Annotated in this window: 15 protein-coding genes and 1 pseudogene; 14 read left to right on the top strand and 2 right to left on the bottom strand. The window is 46.0% G+C overall.

What is annotated here, in order from left to right; translation table 11 throughout:
* The first annotated feature begins 7 nt into the window (after positions 1-7).
* From dxs to spo0A, 6 genes are all read left to right on the top strand, one after another.
* Positions 8-1909 carry a 1-deoxy-D-xylulose-5-phosphate synthase gene (gene dxs, locus M0696_RS12035; RefSeq protein WP_248601996.1) on the top strand — a complete coding sequence of 634 codons (1902 nt, stop codon included), beginning with the start codon at positions 8-10 and terminating at the stop codon, positions 1907-1909.
* Positions 1906-2751: a TlyA family RNA methyltransferase gene (locus tag M0696_RS12030; protein WP_248601995.1), complete on the top strand. Its 846-nt coding sequence runs from the start codon at positions 1906-1908 to the stop codon at positions 2749-2751. The genes dxs and M0696_RS12030 overlap by 4 nt, the downstream gene beginning before the upstream one ends.
* Positions 2752-2847: 96 nt before the next feature.
* Complete coding sequence (gene argR / locus M0696_RS12025) at positions 2848-3297, top strand: arginine repressor ArgR (RefSeq protein ID WP_124072962.1); 450 nt, start codon at positions 2848-2850, stop codon at positions 3295-3297.
* Between the two features lie 35 nt (positions 3298-3332).
* Positions 3333-5063, top strand: coding sequence for a DNA repair protein RecN (gene recN, locus M0696_RS12020; protein WP_222143135.1), 1731 nt, complete (start codon positions 3333-3335; stop codon positions 5061-5063).
* 174 nt (positions 5064-5237) lie between these two features.
* Positions 5238-6518: a SpoIVB peptidase gene (gene spoIVB / locus M0696_RS12015; protein WP_166850987.1), complete on the top strand. Its 1281-nt coding sequence runs from the start codon at positions 5238-5240 to the stop codon at positions 6516-6518.
* A 276-nt stretch (positions 6519-6794) separates the two neighbouring features.
* The gene (gene spo0A / locus M0696_RS12010) at positions 6795-7598 is read left to right on the top strand and encodes a sporulation transcription factor Spo0A (RefSeq protein ID WP_003226427.1); all 804 of its coding nucleotides are present in this window, start codon (positions 6795-6797) and stop codon (positions 7596-7598) included.
* 535 nt (positions 7599-8133) lie between these two features.
* Here the strand turns inward: spo0A and M0696_RS12005 are convergent.
* Positions 8134-9252 (bottom strand): NADH-dependent flavin oxidoreductase, encoded by a 1119-nt coding sequence (locus tag M0696_RS12005; RefSeq protein WP_248601994.1) that lies wholly within the window; start codon positions 9250-9252, stop codon positions 8134-8136.
* A 135-nt stretch (positions 9253-9387) separates the two neighbouring features.
* Positions 9388-9471: pseudogene (locus M0696_RS21070) on the bottom strand (hypothetical protein); the annotation flags it as partial.
* A gap of 312 nt (positions 9472-9783) precedes the next feature.
* On the opposite strand from M0696_RS21070, the gene M0696_RS12000 reads away from it, so the two are divergent.
* The 8 genes from M0696_RS12000 to M0696_RS11965 all read left to right on the top strand — a co-directional run bounded on the left by M0696_RS12000 (position 9784) and on the right by M0696_RS11965 (position 17486).
* Positions 9784-10080, top strand: coding sequence for a hypothetical protein (locus M0696_RS12000; RefSeq protein WP_166851027.1), 297 nt, complete (start codon positions 9784-9786; stop codon positions 10078-10080).
* 19 nt (positions 10081-10099) lie between these two features.
* Positions 10100-10720, top strand: a complete 621-nt coding sequence (locus tag M0696_RS11995; RefSeq protein WP_166851030.1) for an N-acetylmuramoyl-L-alanine amidase family protein — start codon at positions 10100-10102, stop codon at positions 10718-10720.
* Between the two features lie 78 nt (positions 10721-10798).
* A complete protein-coding gene (locus M0696_RS11990) occupies positions 10799-11530 on the top strand; it encodes a glycerophosphodiester phosphodiesterase (RefSeq protein WP_248601993.1) in 732 nt (243 codons plus the stop codon).
* Positions 11531-11657: 127 nt separating this feature from the next.
* The gene (locus M0696_RS11985) at positions 11658-12839 is read left to right on the top strand and encodes an acetyl-CoA C-acetyltransferase (RefSeq protein WP_222143130.1); all 1182 of its coding nucleotides are present in this window, start codon (positions 11658-11660) and stop codon (positions 12837-12839) included.
* Between the two features lie 25 nt (positions 12840-12864).
* Positions 12865-13728, top strand: a complete 864-nt coding sequence (locus M0696_RS11980; protein WP_248601992.1) for a 3-hydroxybutyryl-CoA dehydrogenase — start codon at positions 12865-12867, stop codon at positions 13726-13728.
* 27 nt (positions 13729-13755) lie between these two features.
* Positions 13756-14895, top strand: coding sequence for an acyl-CoA dehydrogenase (locus M0696_RS11975; RefSeq protein WP_222143128.1), 1140 nt, complete (start codon positions 13756-13758; stop codon positions 14893-14895).
* Positions 14896-14927: 32 nt separating this feature from the next.
* Entirely contained in the window at positions 14928-16046 is a 1119-nt protein-coding gene (mmgD, locus tag M0696_RS11970; protein WP_248601991.1) for a citrate synthase, read from the top strand.
* Positions 16047-16067: 21 nt separating this feature from the next.
* Positions 16068-17486, top strand: a complete 1419-nt coding sequence (locus M0696_RS11965) for a bifunctional 2-methylcitrate dehydratase/aconitate hydratase (protein WP_248602771.1) — start codon at positions 16068-16070, stop codon at positions 17484-17486.
* Positions 17487-17504 lie beyond the last annotated feature (18 nt).

The following is a 17504-nucleotide window of genomic DNA, read 5'->3' as shown; positions in this document are numbered from 1 at the left end:
ATCCGCTTTGGATCTTTTATCAATACAGGACCCGTCGTTTTTAAAAAACATGTCCATTGATGAATTAGAGAAATTAAGTGATGAAATCCGTCAATTTTTAATTACAACTTTATCCGCTTCCGGCGGCCACATTGGCCCAAACTTAGGTGTTGTAGAGCTTACTGTTGCGCTGCATAAGGAATTTAACAGCCCGAAAGACAAATTTTTATGGGATGTAGGCCATCAGTCGTATGTCCACAAGCTCCTGACAGGACGCGGAAAAGATTTTGCGACGCTTCGCCAGTACAAAGGGCTTTGCGGATTTCCAAAGCGGAGTGAAAGCGAGCATGATGTTTGGGAAACCGGGCACAGCTCAACTTCTCTGTCAGGCGCGATGGGAATGGCAGCTGCGCGTGATATTAAAGGAACGGATGAATTTATTATACCGATTATTGGTGACGGCGCGCTGACCGGCGGAATGGCGCTTGAAGCCTTGAACCACATCGGCGACGAGAAAAAAGACATGATTGTCATCCTAAATGATAATGAAATGAGTATTGCACCGAATGTCGGTGCCATTCATTCTATGCTCGGACGGCTGCGCACTGCCGGGAAATACCAGTGGGTTAAAGACGAGCTCGAGTATTTGTTTAAAAAGATTCCGGCAGTGGGGGGCAAACTTGCCGCTACGGCGGAACGAGTCAAAGACAGCCTGAAATATATGCTCGTCTCCGGAATGTTTTTTGAGGAGCTTGGTTTTACGTATTTAGGCCCGGTGGACGGACATTCTTATCATGAGCTGATTGAGAATCTTCAATACGCCAAAAAAACAAAAGGCCCTGTTCTCTTGCATGTCATTACGAAAAAAGGGAAGGGGTACAAACCGGCTGAGACCGATACGATCGGAACATGGCACGGTACCGGACCTTATAAAATCAATACCGGTGACTTTGTAAAACCGAAAGCAGCAGCTCCTTCATGGAGCGGCCTAGTCAGCGGCACTGTGCAGAGAATGGCACGTGAGGACGGACGCATTGTAGCCATTACGCCGGCTATGCCTGTCGGCTCAAAGCTAGAAGGCTTTGCAAAGGAATTCCCTGACCGCATGTTCGACGTAGGAATCGCAGAACAGCATGCCGCAACGATGGCTGCAGCTATGGCAATGCAGGGGATGAAGCCGTTTTTGGCGATTTATTCAACCTTCCTGCAAAGGGCATATGATCAAGTGGTTCATGACATCTGCCGTCAAAACGCCAATGTGTTTATTGGAATTGACCGTGCAGGACTCGTAGGTGCTGACGGAGAGACACATCAAGGTGTGTTTGATATAGCGTTTATGCGCCACATTCCAAACATGGTCTTAATGATGCCGAAAGATGAAAATGAAGGACAGCATATGGTTCATACAGCACTCAGCTATGACGAAGGCCCGATTGCGATGCGTTTTCCGCGGGGAAACGGACTTGGCGTAAAAATGGATGAACAGCTGAAAACGATTCCGATCGGCACGTGGGAAGTGCTGCGTCCGGGGAACGATGCTGTCATCTTAACATTTGGAACAACAATCGAAATGGCACTTGAAGCAGCTGAAGAGCTGCAAAAAGAAGGCCTTTCCGTGCGCGTTGTGAATGCGCGTTTTATTAAGCCGATTGATGAAAAAATGATGAAGGGTATCCTAAAAGAAGGCTTGCCAATTTTAACGATTGAAGAAGCGGTCTTAGAAGGCGGTTTTGGAAGCTCGATTTTAGAATTCGCACATGATCAAGGTGAATATCATACACCAATTGACAGAATGGGTATACCGGATCGATTTATCGAACACGGAAGCGTAACGGCGCTTCTAGAAGAGATTGGACTAACAAAACAGCAAGCGGCAAACCGTATTAGATTATTGATGCCGCCGAAGACACACAAAGGAATTGGATCATGACGTCAAAGAAAGAACGATTAGATGTATTACTAGTAGAAAGAGGGCTGGCGGAAACGCGGGAAAAAGCCAAGAGAGCCGTTATGGCGGGCATCGTCTATTCAAACGAAAACCGTTTGGACAAGCCTGGGGAAAAAATTGACCGCGACCTACCGTTAACCGTCAAAGGAAACCCGCTGAAATATGTGAGCAGAGGCGGCTTAAAGCTTGAAAAAGCACTGGAGGAGTTTCCTGTCTCTGTTAAAGATAAAATCATGATTGATATCGGCTCATCCACCGGCGGTTTTACGGACTGCGCTCTGCAAAACGGAGCTAAACAGTCATACGCGGTGGATGTAGGCTACAACCAGCTCGCATGGAAGCTCAGACAGGATGAACGTGTCGTCGTGATGGAACGGACTAACTTCCGTTACGCGACACCGGCAGACTTTACAAAGGGCATGCCGGAGTTTGCCACAATTGATGTGTCCTTTATTTCACTGCGGCTCATCCTGCCTGTCCTCAAAACATTGCTTGTACCGTGCAGTGACTGCATGGCTCTTGTAAAGCCGCAGTTTGAAGCGGGACGTGAATCCGTCGGCAAAAAAGGGATTGTCAGAGATCCTAAAGTGCATGCTAATGTTCTCAAGCGAATGATCAGTTTTTCTGCTGCAGAAGGCTATATTTGCAAAGGCCTGTCATTTTCTCCAATCACGGGAGGAGACGGAAATATTGAATTTCTCCTTCATTTGCATTGGCCGGGAGAGGGACAGGAAGGACAGGAGCTGCCGGAAGAAGAGATCATCCGCGTTGTAGAAGAGGCACATGCGACGTTAAAAGAAAAAAAAGCAGATGTACCGGAATAATAGGGCGCTATTATTCCTTTTTTCTGCATTCATGTACAATTTGCAGAGAATCATATAACATAATAGAACAGATAAGCTGGAAATAGAGGTGCTTACATGAACAAAGGCCAGAGGCATATTAAAATCAGAGAGATCATTACAAGCAATGAAATCGAAACGCAAGATGAATTGGTCGACATGCTGAAGCAGGATGGATACAAAGTAACACAAGCCACGGTTTCACGAGATATCAAAGAACTTCACCTTGTAAAAGTGCCTACGAATAACGGCTCTTACAAATACAGTCTTCCGGCAGACCAGCGTTTCAATCCGCTATCCAAGCTGAAGCGGGCATTGATGGATGCATTTGTGAAAATAGATTCAGCAAGCCATATGATTGTGCTGAAAACGATGCCGGGCAACGCCCAGGCAATCGGGGCGCTGATGGACAATCTGGACTGGGATGAAATGATGGGGACCATTTGCGGAGATGACACAATTTTAATTATTTGCCGGACTCCTGAAGATACAGACGGCGTAAAAAACAGGCTGCTTGAGCTGCTGTAACAGAAATCTAACATAGATAAGAGGTGTAATGCTGTTTGTTAGCTGAACTATCGATTAAAAACTTTGCCATTATTGAGGAACTGACGGTTTCTTTTGAACGCGGGCTCACGGTTTTAACAGGAGAAACCGGAGCCGGCAAATCCATCATCATTGACGCCATTTCTCTTTTAGTCGGAGGCCGCGGATCATCTGAATTTGTCAGATATGGAGAGACAAAAGCCGAGCTTGAAGGGCTGTTTCTGCTGGACAGCGGCCATCCCGTTTTTGACGTATGCACTGAGCAGGGAATCGACGTTTCAGACGAAATGATCGTTATGAGAAGGGATATCAGCACGAGCGGAAAAAGCGTTTGCCGTGTTAATGGAAAGCTTGTCACGATTGCTTCACTAAGAGAGATCGGCAGACTTTTATTAGATATTCACGGGCAGCACGATAACCAGCTGTTAATGGAGGACGAAAATCATCTCCAGCTTTTGGACAAGTTCGCCGGAGCCGAAGTAGAAAGCGCACTTCAAGCGTATCAGGAAGGGTATCATCGGTATATGAAGCTGCTTAAAAAGCTAAAGCAGCTTTCTGAAAGTGAACAGGAAATGGCCCACCGCCTTGACCTCATTCAATTTCAGCTCGAAGAAATAGAATCGGCAAAGCTCGAGCTTAATGAAGATGAACAGCTTCAAGAAGAGCGCCAGCAAATTTCAAACTTTGAAAAGATATATGAATCGCTACAAAATGCATATAACGCGCTTCGCAGTGAGCAGGGCGGACTGGACTGGGTCGGAATGGCATCAGCGCAGCTTGACGATGTATCTGATATTAACGAATCGCTGAAAAAACTGTCTGAAGGTGTATCGAACTCCTACTATCTTCTGGAGGACGCTACATTTCAGATGAGAAATATGCTGGATGAGCTTGAATATGATCCGGAACGCCTGAACTATATTGAGACGCGACTTAATGAAATCAAACAGCTGAAACGAAAATACGGTGCAACTGTTGAGGATATTTTGGAATACGCTTCTAAAATTGAAGAAGAGATTGACCAAATTGAAAACAGGGACAGCCATCTTCAAAGCGTGAAAAAGGAGCTTGACTCAGTCGGCAAAGATGTCGCAGTAGAAGCGGCAAATGTTTCGCAAATCCGGAAAGCATGGGCGAAAAAGCTGGCCGATGAGATTCATCGCGAATTAAAAAGCTTGTATATGGAAAAATCAACTTTTGATACAGAATTTAAGGTTAGAACAGCGTCCCGCGATGAGGAGGCGCCGATTGTAAATGGCCAGCCTGTTCAGTTGTCTGAACAAGGGATTGATCTGGTGAAGTTTTTAATTTCAACCAATACAGGCGAACCGCTGAAATCCCTTTCGAAAGTCGCTTCCGGGGGAGAGCTGTCACGGGTGATGCTTGCCTTAAAAAGCATTTTTTCTTCACAACAGGATGTAACGTCCATTATTTTCGATGAGGTCGATACCGGTGTAAGCGGCAGAGTCGCACAGGCAATCGCTGAAAAGATCCATAAAGTGTCGATAGGATCACAAGTGCTATGTATTACACACTTGCCTCAGGTGGCTGCCATGGCAGATACGCATCTTTATATTGCGAAGGAATTAAAAGACGGCAGAACGACCACTCGTGTCAAGCCGCTGTCTAAGCAGGAAAAGGTGGCGGAAATCGGGCGCATGATTGCCGGAGTCGAAGTAACAGACTTAACGAAACGCCATGCGAAAGAACTTTTAAAACAAGCGGATCAAGTCAAAACAACTGGGTAAGCTGCGCGAGAAGCGCGGCTTATTTTTTTTGCTCACATCCATTCGTTCATCAGTATATCCAATGTTTTTCTTTATATGACAGTTATAAATAAGCCGTCAGAAGGCAAAATTAAATGATGTAGCAGCAAGTCATAAAGAAGGTGTGGGATAGGAGCGAGGAGAGTGAAGTAGTGAATGCCCGATAACATCAGAAAAGCAGTAGGTTTAATTCTCCTTGTTTCATTATTAAGTGTAGGTTTATGCAAACCGCTAAAAGAGTATTTACTGATTCCAACGCAAATGAGAGTATTTGAAACCCAAACACAAGCGATTGAAACGGGCCTATCGGTAAACGCTCATGCACAAGAAACATCAGAAGCGTTTACAGTAAAGAAAGACCCGCATGAAATCAAGGTGACAGGCAAAAAATCAGGTGAGTCAGAGTTAGTATACGATCTTGCCGGATTTCCAATCAAAAAAACAAAAGTGCAAGTTCTTCCTGATTTAAAGGTCATACCTGGCGGACAATCAATTGGGGTAAAACTTCATTCCGTCGGTGTTCTTGTCGTCGGATTTCATCAAATCAACACAAGTGAAGGCAAGAAATCTCCGGGAGAAACGGCCGGCATTGAAGCAGGCGACATCATTATTGAGATGAATGGACAGAAAATTGAAAAAATGAATGATGTAGCCCCATTTATTCAGAAAGCCGGTAAAACCGGAGAATCTCTAGATTTGCTCATTAAACGTGACAAACAAAAAATCAAAACAAAGCTCATCCCGGAAAAGGATGAAGCAGAGGGCAAGTACAGAATTGGTTTATACATCAGGGATTCTGCTGCTGGCATCGGCACCATGACCTTTTATGAACCGAAAACAAAAAAATACGGGGCACTTGGCCACGTGATTTCTGATATGGACACAAAGAAACCAATCGTAGTGGAGAATGGAGAAATTGTTAAATCAACTGTAACATCCATTGAAAAAGGGACAGGCGGAAATCCGGGAGAAAAACTGGCGCGATTTTCCTCAGAACGCAAAACGATCGGGGACATTAACAGAAACAGCCCATTTGGCATTTTCGGCACACTGCATCAGCCGATTCAAAACAACATTTCAGATCAAGCACTGCCGGTTGCGTTTTCTACTGAAGTCAAAAAAGGGCCTGCTGAAATTTTAACGGTCATTGATGATGACAAGGTAGAAAAATTTGATATTGAAATTGTCAGCACGACGCCGCAAAAATTCCCGGCGACAAAAGGAATGGTCTTAAAAATAACCGATCCGAGGCTGTTGAAAGAAACAGGCGGCATCGTACAGGGGATGAGCGGGAGCCCGATCATTCAAAATGGAAAAGTGATCGGCGCTGTCACCCATGTGTTTGTAAATGACCCGACAAGCGGCTACGGCGTTCATATTGAATGGATGCTGTCAGAAGCAGGAATCGATATTTACGGAAAAGAAAAAGCAAGCTGACTGCCGGAATTTCCGGCAGTTTTTTTGTTTTGATCCCCCTTCACTTCTCAGAATACATACGGTAAAATATACAAAAGAAGATTTTTCGACAAATTCACGTTTCCTTGTTTGTCAAATTTCATTTTTAGTCGAAAAACGGAGAAAAACATAGAATAACAAAGATATGCCACTAATATTGGTTATTATGATTTTTTTTAGAGGGTATATAGCGGTTTTGTCGAATGTAAACATGTAGCAAGGGTGAATCCTGTTAACTACATTTGGGGAGGAAGAAACGTGGAGAAAATTAAAGTTTGTGTTGCTGACGATAATCGAGAGCTGGTAAGCCTGTTGAGTGAATATATAGAAGGACAGGAAGACATGGAAGTGATCGGTGTTGCTTATAACGGACAGGAATGCCTGTCGTTGTTTAAAGAAAAAGATCCCGATGTCCTCGTTTTGGATATTATTATGCCGCATTTAGACGGACTTGCGGTTTTAGAGCGGCTGAGGGAATCAGATCTGAAAAAACAGCCGAATGTCATTATGCTGACAGCCTTTGGACAAGAAGATGTCACGAAAAAGGCCGTCGATTTAGGCGCGTCCTACTTTATTCTCAAACCGTTTGATATGGAAAACCTTGTCGGCCATATCCGCCAGGTCAGCGGAAATGCCAGCAGCGTGACGCATCGTGCGCCTTCATCGCAAAGCAGCATTATACGCAGCAGCCAGCCTGAACCAAAGAAGAAAAATCTCGACGCGAGCATCACAAGCATTATCCATGAAATCGGCGTCCCGGCCCATATTAAAGGTTATCTTTATCTGCGCGAAGCAATCTCAATGGTATACAATGACATTGAATTACTCGGCAGCATTACAAAAGTCCTCTATCCGGACATCGCCAAAAAATTCAACACAACCGCAAGCCGTGTAGAAAGAGCGATCCGCCATGCGATCGAAGTGGCATGGAGCAGAGGTAACATTGATTCCATTTCCTCGTTGTTCGGCTATACTGTCAGCATGACAAAAGCTAAACCGACAAATTCAGAATTCATTGCAATGGTTGCGGATAAGCTGAGATTAGAGCATAAGGCTTCTTAAGCATGAATATATTAACCGATGATTAAATCAAACGTCTTTTATTTATTAGTTTGCGCTGATAAATAGGAGGCGTTTTGTTTTGGGGACGTTTATTTGAAGGGTGATGAATATGAAGGATCTATTTTTCGCAAGGAGGATGTTTGAAAAGTACGGAGTGCCGAGGGCATTATTTAGCCGGGCGCTTTGCGTCCATTCGTACATCATTACTGACACACACATACTAGGCGCACCCCTGATTGACTTTACCTCATTTGCAGTCATGGTTTTATGTGTTTTCGCTACTGGGTGCATAAAAAACAAACAATCAAGATCAACTTGAAACCTTTTCCCTGTAAAATCGTAAGTAAGGAAGCATTCATGAACAAAGGAGACGTACGAATGAAAAAGAAAAAAGCCAGAAAGCGTGACGGGCTTCTCCTAGATTTGCTTCCCGAAGCAGCTGGCGAGCTCCTTCTCTTGCTGTTTAGATGTTTACATAAATTATTTATTTAAAATTGAAAAAAGACTGCCGAAGTGTTTCGGCAGTCTCAACACATTAGTCTTTATAAGGCACCCAGCCAGGCGTGTTCACAATTGCTTGCCATAGCGGTTCAGGCAAGTGATATTTTTCTTTATCTGTGCCTTTAATTACGGTTTCGATTTGTTTTTCCCGGCCTTCTTTTACTTTCACTGTCCAGTCAGGATCAACTAAAATTTCGCGTCCCATTGCGACTAGCGGAATGCCGTTTTCGATCACAGCCAGCGCGTCATCTGCGGAATGAATGGAACCGACGGCGATCAGCGGCACTTTGTTTCCGACACGTTCATTCAATAAGTCCATGCGTGTGCGAGTCGGATCTGCACCGCGGCGCGCGTTTGAGTTCACGTCCATCAGTGAGATATGAAGGTAATCCAATTCTTTATCCCCTAAAGCATCAACAAGCGTAAAGGTTTCAGCCATTGTCAATCCTGGTGTCTCAGGTTCTTCCGGAGACAGGCGGTAGCCGACTAAGAACGCACCCTTCGCATGTTCTGCAGCTGCTTTTTTCACTTCATCGACAATAGCAAGCGGGAAGGCTAACCGTTTTTCGTCGCTTCCTCCCCAGCGGTCTGTGCGCTGATTGGTTTTCGGAGAATAAAACTGCTGAATCAAGTAGCCGTTAGCACCGTGAATTTCAACACCGTCAAAGCCTGCTTCAATGGCGCGTCTTGTCGCATCTCCAAAAGCCCTCACAATGTTTTCCGTTTCTTCTTCTGTTAAGGCACGGGCAATTTGCTTGCCGTTATCAAATACGTCACTTGGCGCTACAACATCTTGTTGCGGAACAAGCTCAGACGGGCATTCAATGCCGCCATGATGAATTTGCACAACAGCTTTAGCACCTTGCGCCTGAATGGCTTGTGCTAATTTTTTTAAACCTGGAATGTTGGAATCATCATGGATGGCCGGCTGGCCGGGAAATGCTTTTCCGTCTGGCGTGACGTTTGCGCAGGCTGTAATCACCATTCCCATCTCTTTTGAGCGGGGGATGATGTAGTCAAGCTCTGCTTCAGATATCGTACCGTCTTCATTAGAAGCGTAATGAGTCATTGGCGCTACTGTGATCCGGTTGTCGATTGTAACGCCGCTTTTAAATGTAAATGGTTCAAACAGCGGTTTATACTTAGGGTTCATTTGATCATCTTCTTTCGTTTGGATTCGCACATATTCTAGCCTATATGTAAAAATTAATGCAATTGATCTGCTTTACCGGCTGAATATCTTGAGTGCAGAGTGATGTTTTCTGCGCTCTTTTTCGGAGGCTTTTCAGCCGCTAATTTGGTGGCCGATGATGCAAGTGATGATCGCTGCAGTAAGCAACATAACGAACTTTTTCTTGGCTGTATACTTCTTTCTGTAAAGTAAATATCCTTTAAAAGGTTGCGCCTGGCTGATCCACCCGTCAAACGATTTGCTCACCTCATTCTGCAAATTTTTCAAAATGAATAAAAAGTTGCTTCTTTCCGTTAATTTTTTCTAATATGTGCCTCAATTAGAGCGATCCTCATAGACAAATGAGATTGTTTTCTTTCTAACAACAGGAAAAGATCAGGTCGGATAGCCCTTTTGAAAAACTTGGAACTTCATCGCCTGCTTTCACAACATCTTTACAAAACTGCCATTCTGGTCAAAGATAAAAGCCAAACATCAGGAAGAGGTGATCATGTGAAACAAACGGCTCTTTTGCTGTTTACTGTGCTGTTTCTCTCGGGTTGCAGTATTGCAAGTGCAGATGACTCCGCCCCAAGGTTTACCGAAGAGGGAAAATACATTGGCTCGGCTGATCCTCATACAATCGCGGTTTCTCTGAATGGAGAAGAAACCATGATACAAGTTCCGAGGGATAAACGTGATGAATGTGAATCACTGCCAGATCACACAAATGTCCTGGTGAAATATATAAAAAAGGATAATGGAACTTTACAGCTGCAAGATATTCAGCTGCAGAAGAACTCGTCATAAAAAGACCGGAGGGAGAAAGTTGAGAATGTTATGGAGGAGCTTAGCCCTATGCGGATTGGCTTTGACGCTCGCGCCTTGTGCACAGGCCGCAGAGCCGATAGAAGGGAAAACAGTATACATTGATGCTGGACACGGCGGTGAAGACAGCGGAGCAGTCGGGAATGGGCTCTTTGAAAAGGATATTAATGTAGCAGTATCCGAACATGTGACGGACAAGCTGAAAGCGGAAGGAGCCAATCCTGTTGCATCCAGGTCTGACGATCATTTTCTGACCTTAGAGGACAGAGTGGCAAAGGCAAGTGCCAATCACGCCGATCTTTTTGTCAGCATTCATGTGAATTCCGGGGTTGCTTCAGCTTCAGGAACAGAAACGTATTTTCAATCTGATTATGAAGGGGAGAACAGCCGGCGTCTGGCATCCGATATTCAGTCACAGCTCGTCTCATCCTTACAGACGAGAGACAGGGGCGTGAAAGAATCAGACTTTTACGTCATTACATATTCACAAATGCCGAGTGTGCTGGCGGAGCTTGGGTTTATTACTAACAGCTCTGACGCGGACAAGCTTGGAAGCGAAGAATACCAGCAAAAAGCCGCGGATGCGATTGTCACCGGCATTGATTCTTATTACGATCAGTAGATTAATACAGCCTTAATCCTAGAGTGGAACCGCCAAAATCAGTATAATGGAGAAAACTTTAGGGCTTGAGGTGAAACAATGACAAAGATTTTTGCCCATCGGGGGGCGTCAGGGCAATTTCCCGAAAATACAATGCTTGCATTTGAAAAAGGAATTGAAGCCGGGGCGGACGGAATTGAGCTTGATGTACAGCTGACAAAAGATGGACGCATTGTTGTGATCCATGATGAAAGACTCGACGGGACGACATCGCTCAAAGGATTCGTGAAGGATACAGCGTATGATATAATAAAAACTGCGAATGCGGCAGCAAATCACAATCAAACCTACAGTGATATCAAAGTGCCGCTGCTTGAAGGCGTGCTTTCATGGGCAGAAAAAAAGAATTTTCTCATCAACATTGAATTGAAAAACAGCGTGATCCGTTATGAGGGATTGGAAGAAAAAGTGCTGGAAGCAGTGAAGCGATTCAATATAGAGGAGAGAATCATCCTGTCCACATTTAACCATGAAAGCTTGGCGCTATGCGCCCGGCTTGCGCCCCATATCGAACGAGCGGCATTGACTTCAGATGTGCTTTATCAGGCTGATCGGTATATCACATCAATTCCGGCTTCCGGCTATCACCCGAAGCTGAACAGCCCGGGGGCCTCGGATGAAGTACTGAAGAAAATGAGGAACAGTTCGATCGAGGTAAGGCCGTATACAGTCAATCGGCCGGAAGATATGAAGCGCCTCTTTGAAGCGGGGGCAGATGGCATTTTCACCGATTTTCCTGCAAAGGCTTTGGCATTGTTAAAAAATAAATAGTTGTTTTAGAAGGAGGCTGTTGGCGCAGCCTTCTTTTTTCATTCATTCCTGCCCGTTTCAAAGCATACATTCATAGAAGACAACTAGAAATTGTAAGCGCTGTCTATCTTCTGAATGAGGTGAAACCATGAGGAAAACAGTCATTGTAAGTGCCGCAAGAACTCCATTTGGCAAATTCGGCGGAGCGTTGAAAGAGGTGAAAGCTGCCGAGCTTGGGGGCATAGCGATGAAGGAGGCGTTACATCGCGCTGGAGTCTCTGGAGATGAGACGGAAGGTAATGTCATGGGCATGGTTGTCCAAGCTGGCTCAGGGCAGATACCTTCCCGCCAAGCTGCTCGTCTGGCTGGAATGCCTTGGAGTGTGCCGTCAGAAACGCTGAACAAAGTCTGCGCATCCGGACTGCGCGCTGTCACCTTGTGTGATCAAATGATTCGAGCGTATGATGCGGATATTCTTGTTGCCGGAGGAATGGAAAGCATGAGCAATATTCCGTATGCCGTTCCCGCCGGGCGCTGGGGAGCGCGGATGGGAGACGGTGAGCTTAGGGACTTAATGGTCTATGACGGATTAACGTGCGCGTTTGACAAGGTGCATATGGCTGTTCACGGAAATGCAGCCGCCAAGGAATATGAAATCTCACGCAGGGAGCAGGATGAATGGGCGTTAAGAAGTCATGCGCGGGCAGCTAAGGCATCCGATGAAGGAAAGTTTCAGGAAGAAATCGTTCCTGTTAGCTGGACCAACCGAAAAGGAAAAACAAATATTTTTGACAAAGATGAAGCGATTCGGCGTGAAACAAGTCTGGATCAGCTTGCAAAACTTTCACCGATTTATACAAGTAACGGTTCTATTACAGCCGGCAATGCTCCCGGGGTTAATGACGGAGCCGGCGCGTTCGTGCTGATGTCTGAGGATAAAGCTGCTGAGCTTGGCAAGCGGCCTTTGGCTACAATTCTTGGTTTTTCAACTATGGGAATGCAAGCACACGAACTAGCGGCTGCACCCGGGTTTGCAATCAACAAGCTCCTGAAAAAGAACGGTTTAACCGTCCAAGATATTGACTTGTTTGAAGTAAATGAAGCGTTTGCTTCTGTTGTTTTAACATGTAAAAAAATCGTCGGTTACGATCTTGAAAAAGTAAATGTAAACGGCGGTGCGATCGCGCTCGGCCACCCGATTGGCGCAAGCGGGGCGAGAATTCTCATGACGCTTGTTTATGAACTAAAGCGCCGGGGAGGGGGACTGGGAGTTGCCGCCATTTGCAGCGGTGCGGCTCAGGGAGATGCCGTCTTAGTGCAGGTTCATTAAAACAATGACGAAAAAGGGGATTTAAATGGAGATTAAACATATCATGGTGGCCGGTGCAGGACAGATGGGAAGCGGAATCGCTCTAACAGCTGCCGAAGCAGGTTTTTATGTGCGGATGTACGATGTGAACCCGGAGGCTGCTGAGGCAGGATTGAAGCGGTTGAAGAAACAGCTCACCCGTGATGCTGAGAAAGGAAGAAAGACCGAAGCGGAAGTGAAGGATGTGATCAGCCGCATTTCGCTCTCTCAAACGCTAGAGGAGGCAAAGCATGCGGACATTGTGATTGAGGCTATTGCAGAAAACATGACGGCGAAAACCGAGATGTTTAACACACTTGATCATATTTGCCCGCCTCATACGATTTTGGCCAGCAATACATCTTCCTTGCCTATTACAGAAATCGCTGCTGTGACAAACCGGCCTGAACGAGTCATTGGCATGCATTTTATGAATCCTGTCCCTGTGATGAAGCTTGTTGAAGTGATTCGCGGCTTGGCTACATCAGAAGAAACGGCCTTAGTTGTTATGGAAATAGCGGAAAAGATGGGGAAAACACCGGTGGAAGTCAATGATTTTCCGGGGTTTGTTTCCAATCGCGTTCTTCTTCCGATGATTAATGAAGCCATTTATTGCGTATATGAGGGGGTGGCGAAGCCGGATGCAATAGACGAGGTGATGAAATTGGGCATGAACCATCCGATGGGCCCGCTGACATTAGCGGATTTTATCGGGCTGGATACGTGCTTATCAATTATGGAAGTCCTTTATTCCGGTCTTGGCGATTCCAAATACCGTCCTTGCCCGCTGCTCCGCAAATATGTCAAAGCGGGCTGGCTTGGCAAAAAGAGCGGACGCGGCTTTTATCAATATGAGGAGAGGACTTCCTGAAGTCAATTCCATCCGGGGGTGGCCGAGTTGCATTTAACCCAAGAGCAAGTCATGATGCGAAAAATGGTGCGTGATTTTGCCCGAAAAGAAATTGCTCCCGCTGCAGAAATCATGGAGAAAACGGACGAATTTCCGTTTCAGCTAATCAAAAAAATGGGAGAACACGGCTTGATGGGAATACCGGTGCCGGAACAATACGGCGGCGCAGGGGCGGATGTTGTTTCTTATATTTTGGCGATTCATGAGATTTCTAGAATCAGCGCGGCGGTCGGTGTCATTCTTTCCGTTCATACCTCGGTCGGCACAAATCCGATCCTGTACTTCGGCAACGAAGAACAGAAGATGAAATATATACCGAAGCTCGCTTCAGGAGACCATTTGGGCGCATTTGCACTGACAGAGCCACACTCAGGGTCAGATGCTGGAAGCCTCCGCACAACTGCCATCAAAAAGAATGGCAAATACCTATTAAACGGATCGAAAATATTCATTACGAACGGCGGAGCCGCCGATATCTATATCACCTTTGCTTTAACAGCTCAAGATCAAGGCAGGCACGGGATTTCGGCTTTTATCGTTGAAAAAAACACACCTGGTTTTACCGTTGGAAAAAAAGAAAGAAAGCTGGGGCTCTATGGCTCCAATACGACGGAACTGATTTTTGATAATGCAGAAGTGCCGGAAGAAAATTTGCTTGGTAAAGAGGGTGACGGCTTTCACATTGCCATGGCGAATTTAAATGTCGGCCGCATCGGCATTGCGGCTCAAGCGCTCGGCATTACAGAGGCGGCTCTCGAGCATGCAATTGGTTACGCGAAACAGCGGGTGCAATTTGGGAGGCCTATCGCAGCCAATCAAGGCATATCATTTAAGCTGGCTGACATGGCGACAAGGGCTGAGGCGGCAAGGCATCTTGTCTACCACGCCGCAGACCTTCATAACCGCGGTTTGGCCTGCGGAAAAGAAGCGTCTATGGCAAAACAGTTTGCTTCCGATTCCGCGGTGAAGGCGGCGTTAGACGCCGTGCAAATTTACGGGGGATATGGCTATATGAAGGATTATCCGGTCGAGCGGCTGCTTCGCGATGCAAAGGTGACGCAAATCTATGAAGGGACGAACGAAATTCAAAGACTGATTATTTCCAAGCATCTGCTTGGCGGAACCTGATAAACAAAAAACGTAAAACGGAGGTTGAGGATATGGAGGAGAAACAGCGTTATTCTCCGGGTTTGGATGGTGTGATTGCGGCAGAAACTCATATTTCTTATCTTGACACGCAGTACAGCCAAATTTTGATACGAGGCTATGATTTAATAGATCTTTCTAAAACAAAAAGCTTTCTGGAGCTTGTCCATCTATTGCTGGAGGGCAGGCTGCCGGAAGAAAGTGAAATGGAAGAGCTTGAAAGAAACATAAACAGCGTATCAAGCCTGCCTGCTGATCTTCTCCGTCTGCTTGAGCTGCTCCCTGAGCACACTCATCCGATGGATAGCCTGCGTACCGGCCTGTCGGCACTTGCCGGCTATGATCGGCAAATAGATGATCGGTCTCCTTCTGCAAACAAAGAACGCGCCTATCAGCTTCTCAGGAAAATGCCTGCCCTCACTGCTGCCAGCTACAGGATCATCAATAAGAAAGAGCCGATTCTTCCGCTTCAAACCCTATCCTACAGTGCAAATTTTCTATACATGATGACAGGGAAATTGCCGTCCTCACTGGAAGAACGGATTTTTGACCGGTCCCTTGTCCTGTACAGTGAGCATGAGATGCCGAATTCAACTTTTGCGGCAAGGGTCATCGCTTCTACACATTCGGATCTTTATGGCGCTTTGACAGGAGCTGTCGCCTCCCTGAAAGGGAATCTTCACGGCGGGGCAAATGAAGCTGTGATGTATATGCTTTTGGAGGCGAAAACAACGGCCGATTTTGAGCAGCTTTTGCAAACAAAACTGAAAAGAAAAGAAAAAATTATGGGGTTCGGCCACCGGGTGTATATGAAAAAAATGGACCCAAGAGCACTCATGATGAAAGAGGCACTGCAGCAATTATGCGATAAAGCCGGTGACCATCGTTTATACGAGATGTGTGAAGCGGGTGAGCGGCTGATGGAGAAAGAAAAAGGGCTATACCCGAATTTGGATTACTATGCTGCCCCGGTGTATTGGATGCTCGGCATACCAATTCCTTTGTATACGCCTGTCTTTTTCAGTGCGAGAACGTCCGGTTTATGCGCCCATGTGATCGAACAGCATTCCAATAACCGTCTCTTCCGTCCCCGTGTCAGCTATATGGGCCCGCGCCATCAGGGTGAATCATAAATCATGAAAGGAACTGGTAGAATGCTGAAAACGGATCATGTCATTGAAAAAATTGCAGACTATGTGCTTGAGAAAGAGATTACAAGTTCCGAGGCGTATACAACAGCGGGGCATGTGTTACTGGATACGCTGGGCTGCGGGATTTTGTCGCTCCGGTATCCTGAATGCACAAAGCTGCTCGGCCCGATTGTTCCTGGGACGATTGTCCCAAATGGAAGCAAAGTGCCGGGAACATCATATGTTCTCGATCCGGTGAGAGCAGCGTTTAATATCGGCTGCATGATCCGCTGGCTCGATTACAACGACACGTGGCTTGCTGCGGAGTGGGGACATCCGTCTGATAATCTGGGAGGAATCCTTGCCGCCGCTGATTTTGTATCGAGAGTAAGGCTGTCTGAAGGAAAAGAGCCTTTAACGGTACGCGACGTACTTGAAATGATGATCAAGGCACACGAAATTCAAGGCGTACTTGCGTTAGAAAACAGCTTAAACCGAGTTGGCCTTGATCATGTGCTGTTTGTCAAAGTGGCGACAACCGCTGTAGCAGCAAAGCTGTTGGGCGGCGGAAGAGAAGAAATCAAAAATGCGCTTTCGAATGCATGGATTGACAATGCAGCCTTGAGGACATACCGTCATTCACCGAATACCGGCTCGCGCAAATCGTGGGCGGCAGGAGATGCAACGAGCAGAGGTGTTCATTTGGCGCTGATGTCGTTAAAAGGGGAAATGGGTTACCCGACAGCTTTAAGTGCACCGGGATGGGGGTTCCAAGATGTTTTATTCAATGAACAAGAGATCAAACTCGCCCGCCCGCTCAACTCTTATGTTATGGAAAATGTGTTATTTAAAGTGTCTTATCCTGCGGAATTTCACGCCCAGACAGCGGCAGAGTGCGCCGTCATACTTCACCCTCAGGTAAAGGGCCGGATTGATGAGATTGACCGTGTAGTCATCAATACGCACGAATCCGCTATCCGAATCATTGATAAAAAAGGCCCGCTTCATAATCCGGCAGACCGTGATCACTGCCTCCAGTACATCACAGCAATCGGTTTGCTTTTTGGTGATATCACCGCGCAGCATTATGAGGCTGAGACAGCGAGTGATCCGAGAATAGATAGACTACGTGATAAAATGGAAGTGACTGAAAACAAAACATATACCGAGGATTACCTGAAACCCGACAAGCGTTCCATTTCAAATGCCGTTCAAGTTCATTTTAAAGACGGAACGAGCACGGAAATGGTGGAATGTGAATTTCCGCTCGGCCATCGTTTTCGGAGAGACGAGGCAGTGCCGAAACTGCTGGAAAAGTTTTCTGCCAATCTCAAAACTCATTATGCTGACAAACAGTACAAACATATTTATGAGCGCTGTACCAGCTATGAGACATTACAAACGATGCGCGTAAATGAATTCGTAGATATGTTCTGCATGTAAAAGAAGGAGGACTTGCGT

It is taken from the genome of Bacillus rugosus (assembly GCF_023238245.1).
GTDB lineage: Bacteria > Bacillota > Bacilli > Bacillales > Bacillaceae > Bacillus > Bacillus rugosus.
Note: the sequence above shows the minus strand (reverse complement) of the source record. Positions and strands in the feature narration are given on the sequence as shown.

What these genes read in the sequence shown, in the direction of transcription:
- argR (WP_124072962.1), top strand. Translation starts at nt 2,848, where the DNA reads ATGAACAAAGGCCAGAGGCATATTAAAATCAGAGAGATCATTACAAGC.
- M0696_RS12030 (WP_248601995.1), top strand. Translation starts at nt 1,906, where the DNA reads ATGACGTCAAAGAAAGAACGATTAGATGTATTACTAGTAGAAAGAGGG.
- M0696_RS12005 (WP_248601994.1), bottom strand. Translation starts at nt 9,252, where the DNA reads ATGAACCCTAAGTATAAACCGCTGTTTGAACCATTTACATTTAAAAGC.
- M0696_RS11990 (WP_248601993.1), top strand. Translation starts at nt 10,799, where the DNA reads ATGACAAAGATTTTTGCCCATCGGGGGGCGTCAGGGCAATTTCCCGAA.
- M0696_RS11980 (WP_248601992.1), top strand. Translation starts at nt 12,865, where the DNA reads ATGGAGATTAAACATATCATGGTGGCCGGTGCAGGACAGATGGGAAGC.
- spoIVB (WP_166850987.1), top strand. Translation starts at nt 5,238, where the DNA reads ATGCCCGATAACATCAGAAAAGCAGTAGGTTTAATTCTCCTTGTTTCA.
- mmgD (WP_248601991.1), top strand. Translation starts at nt 14,928, where the DNA reads ATGGAGGAGAAACAGCGTTATTCTCCGGGTTTGGATGGTGTGATTGCG.
- M0696_RS11985 (WP_222143130.1), top strand. Translation starts at nt 11,658, where the DNA reads ATGAGGAAAACAGTCATTGTAAGTGCCGCAAGAACTCCATTTGGCAAA.
- M0696_RS11965 (WP_248602771.1), top strand. Translation starts at nt 16,068, where the DNA reads ATGCTGAAAACGGATCATGTCATTGAAAAAATTGCAGACTATGTGCTT.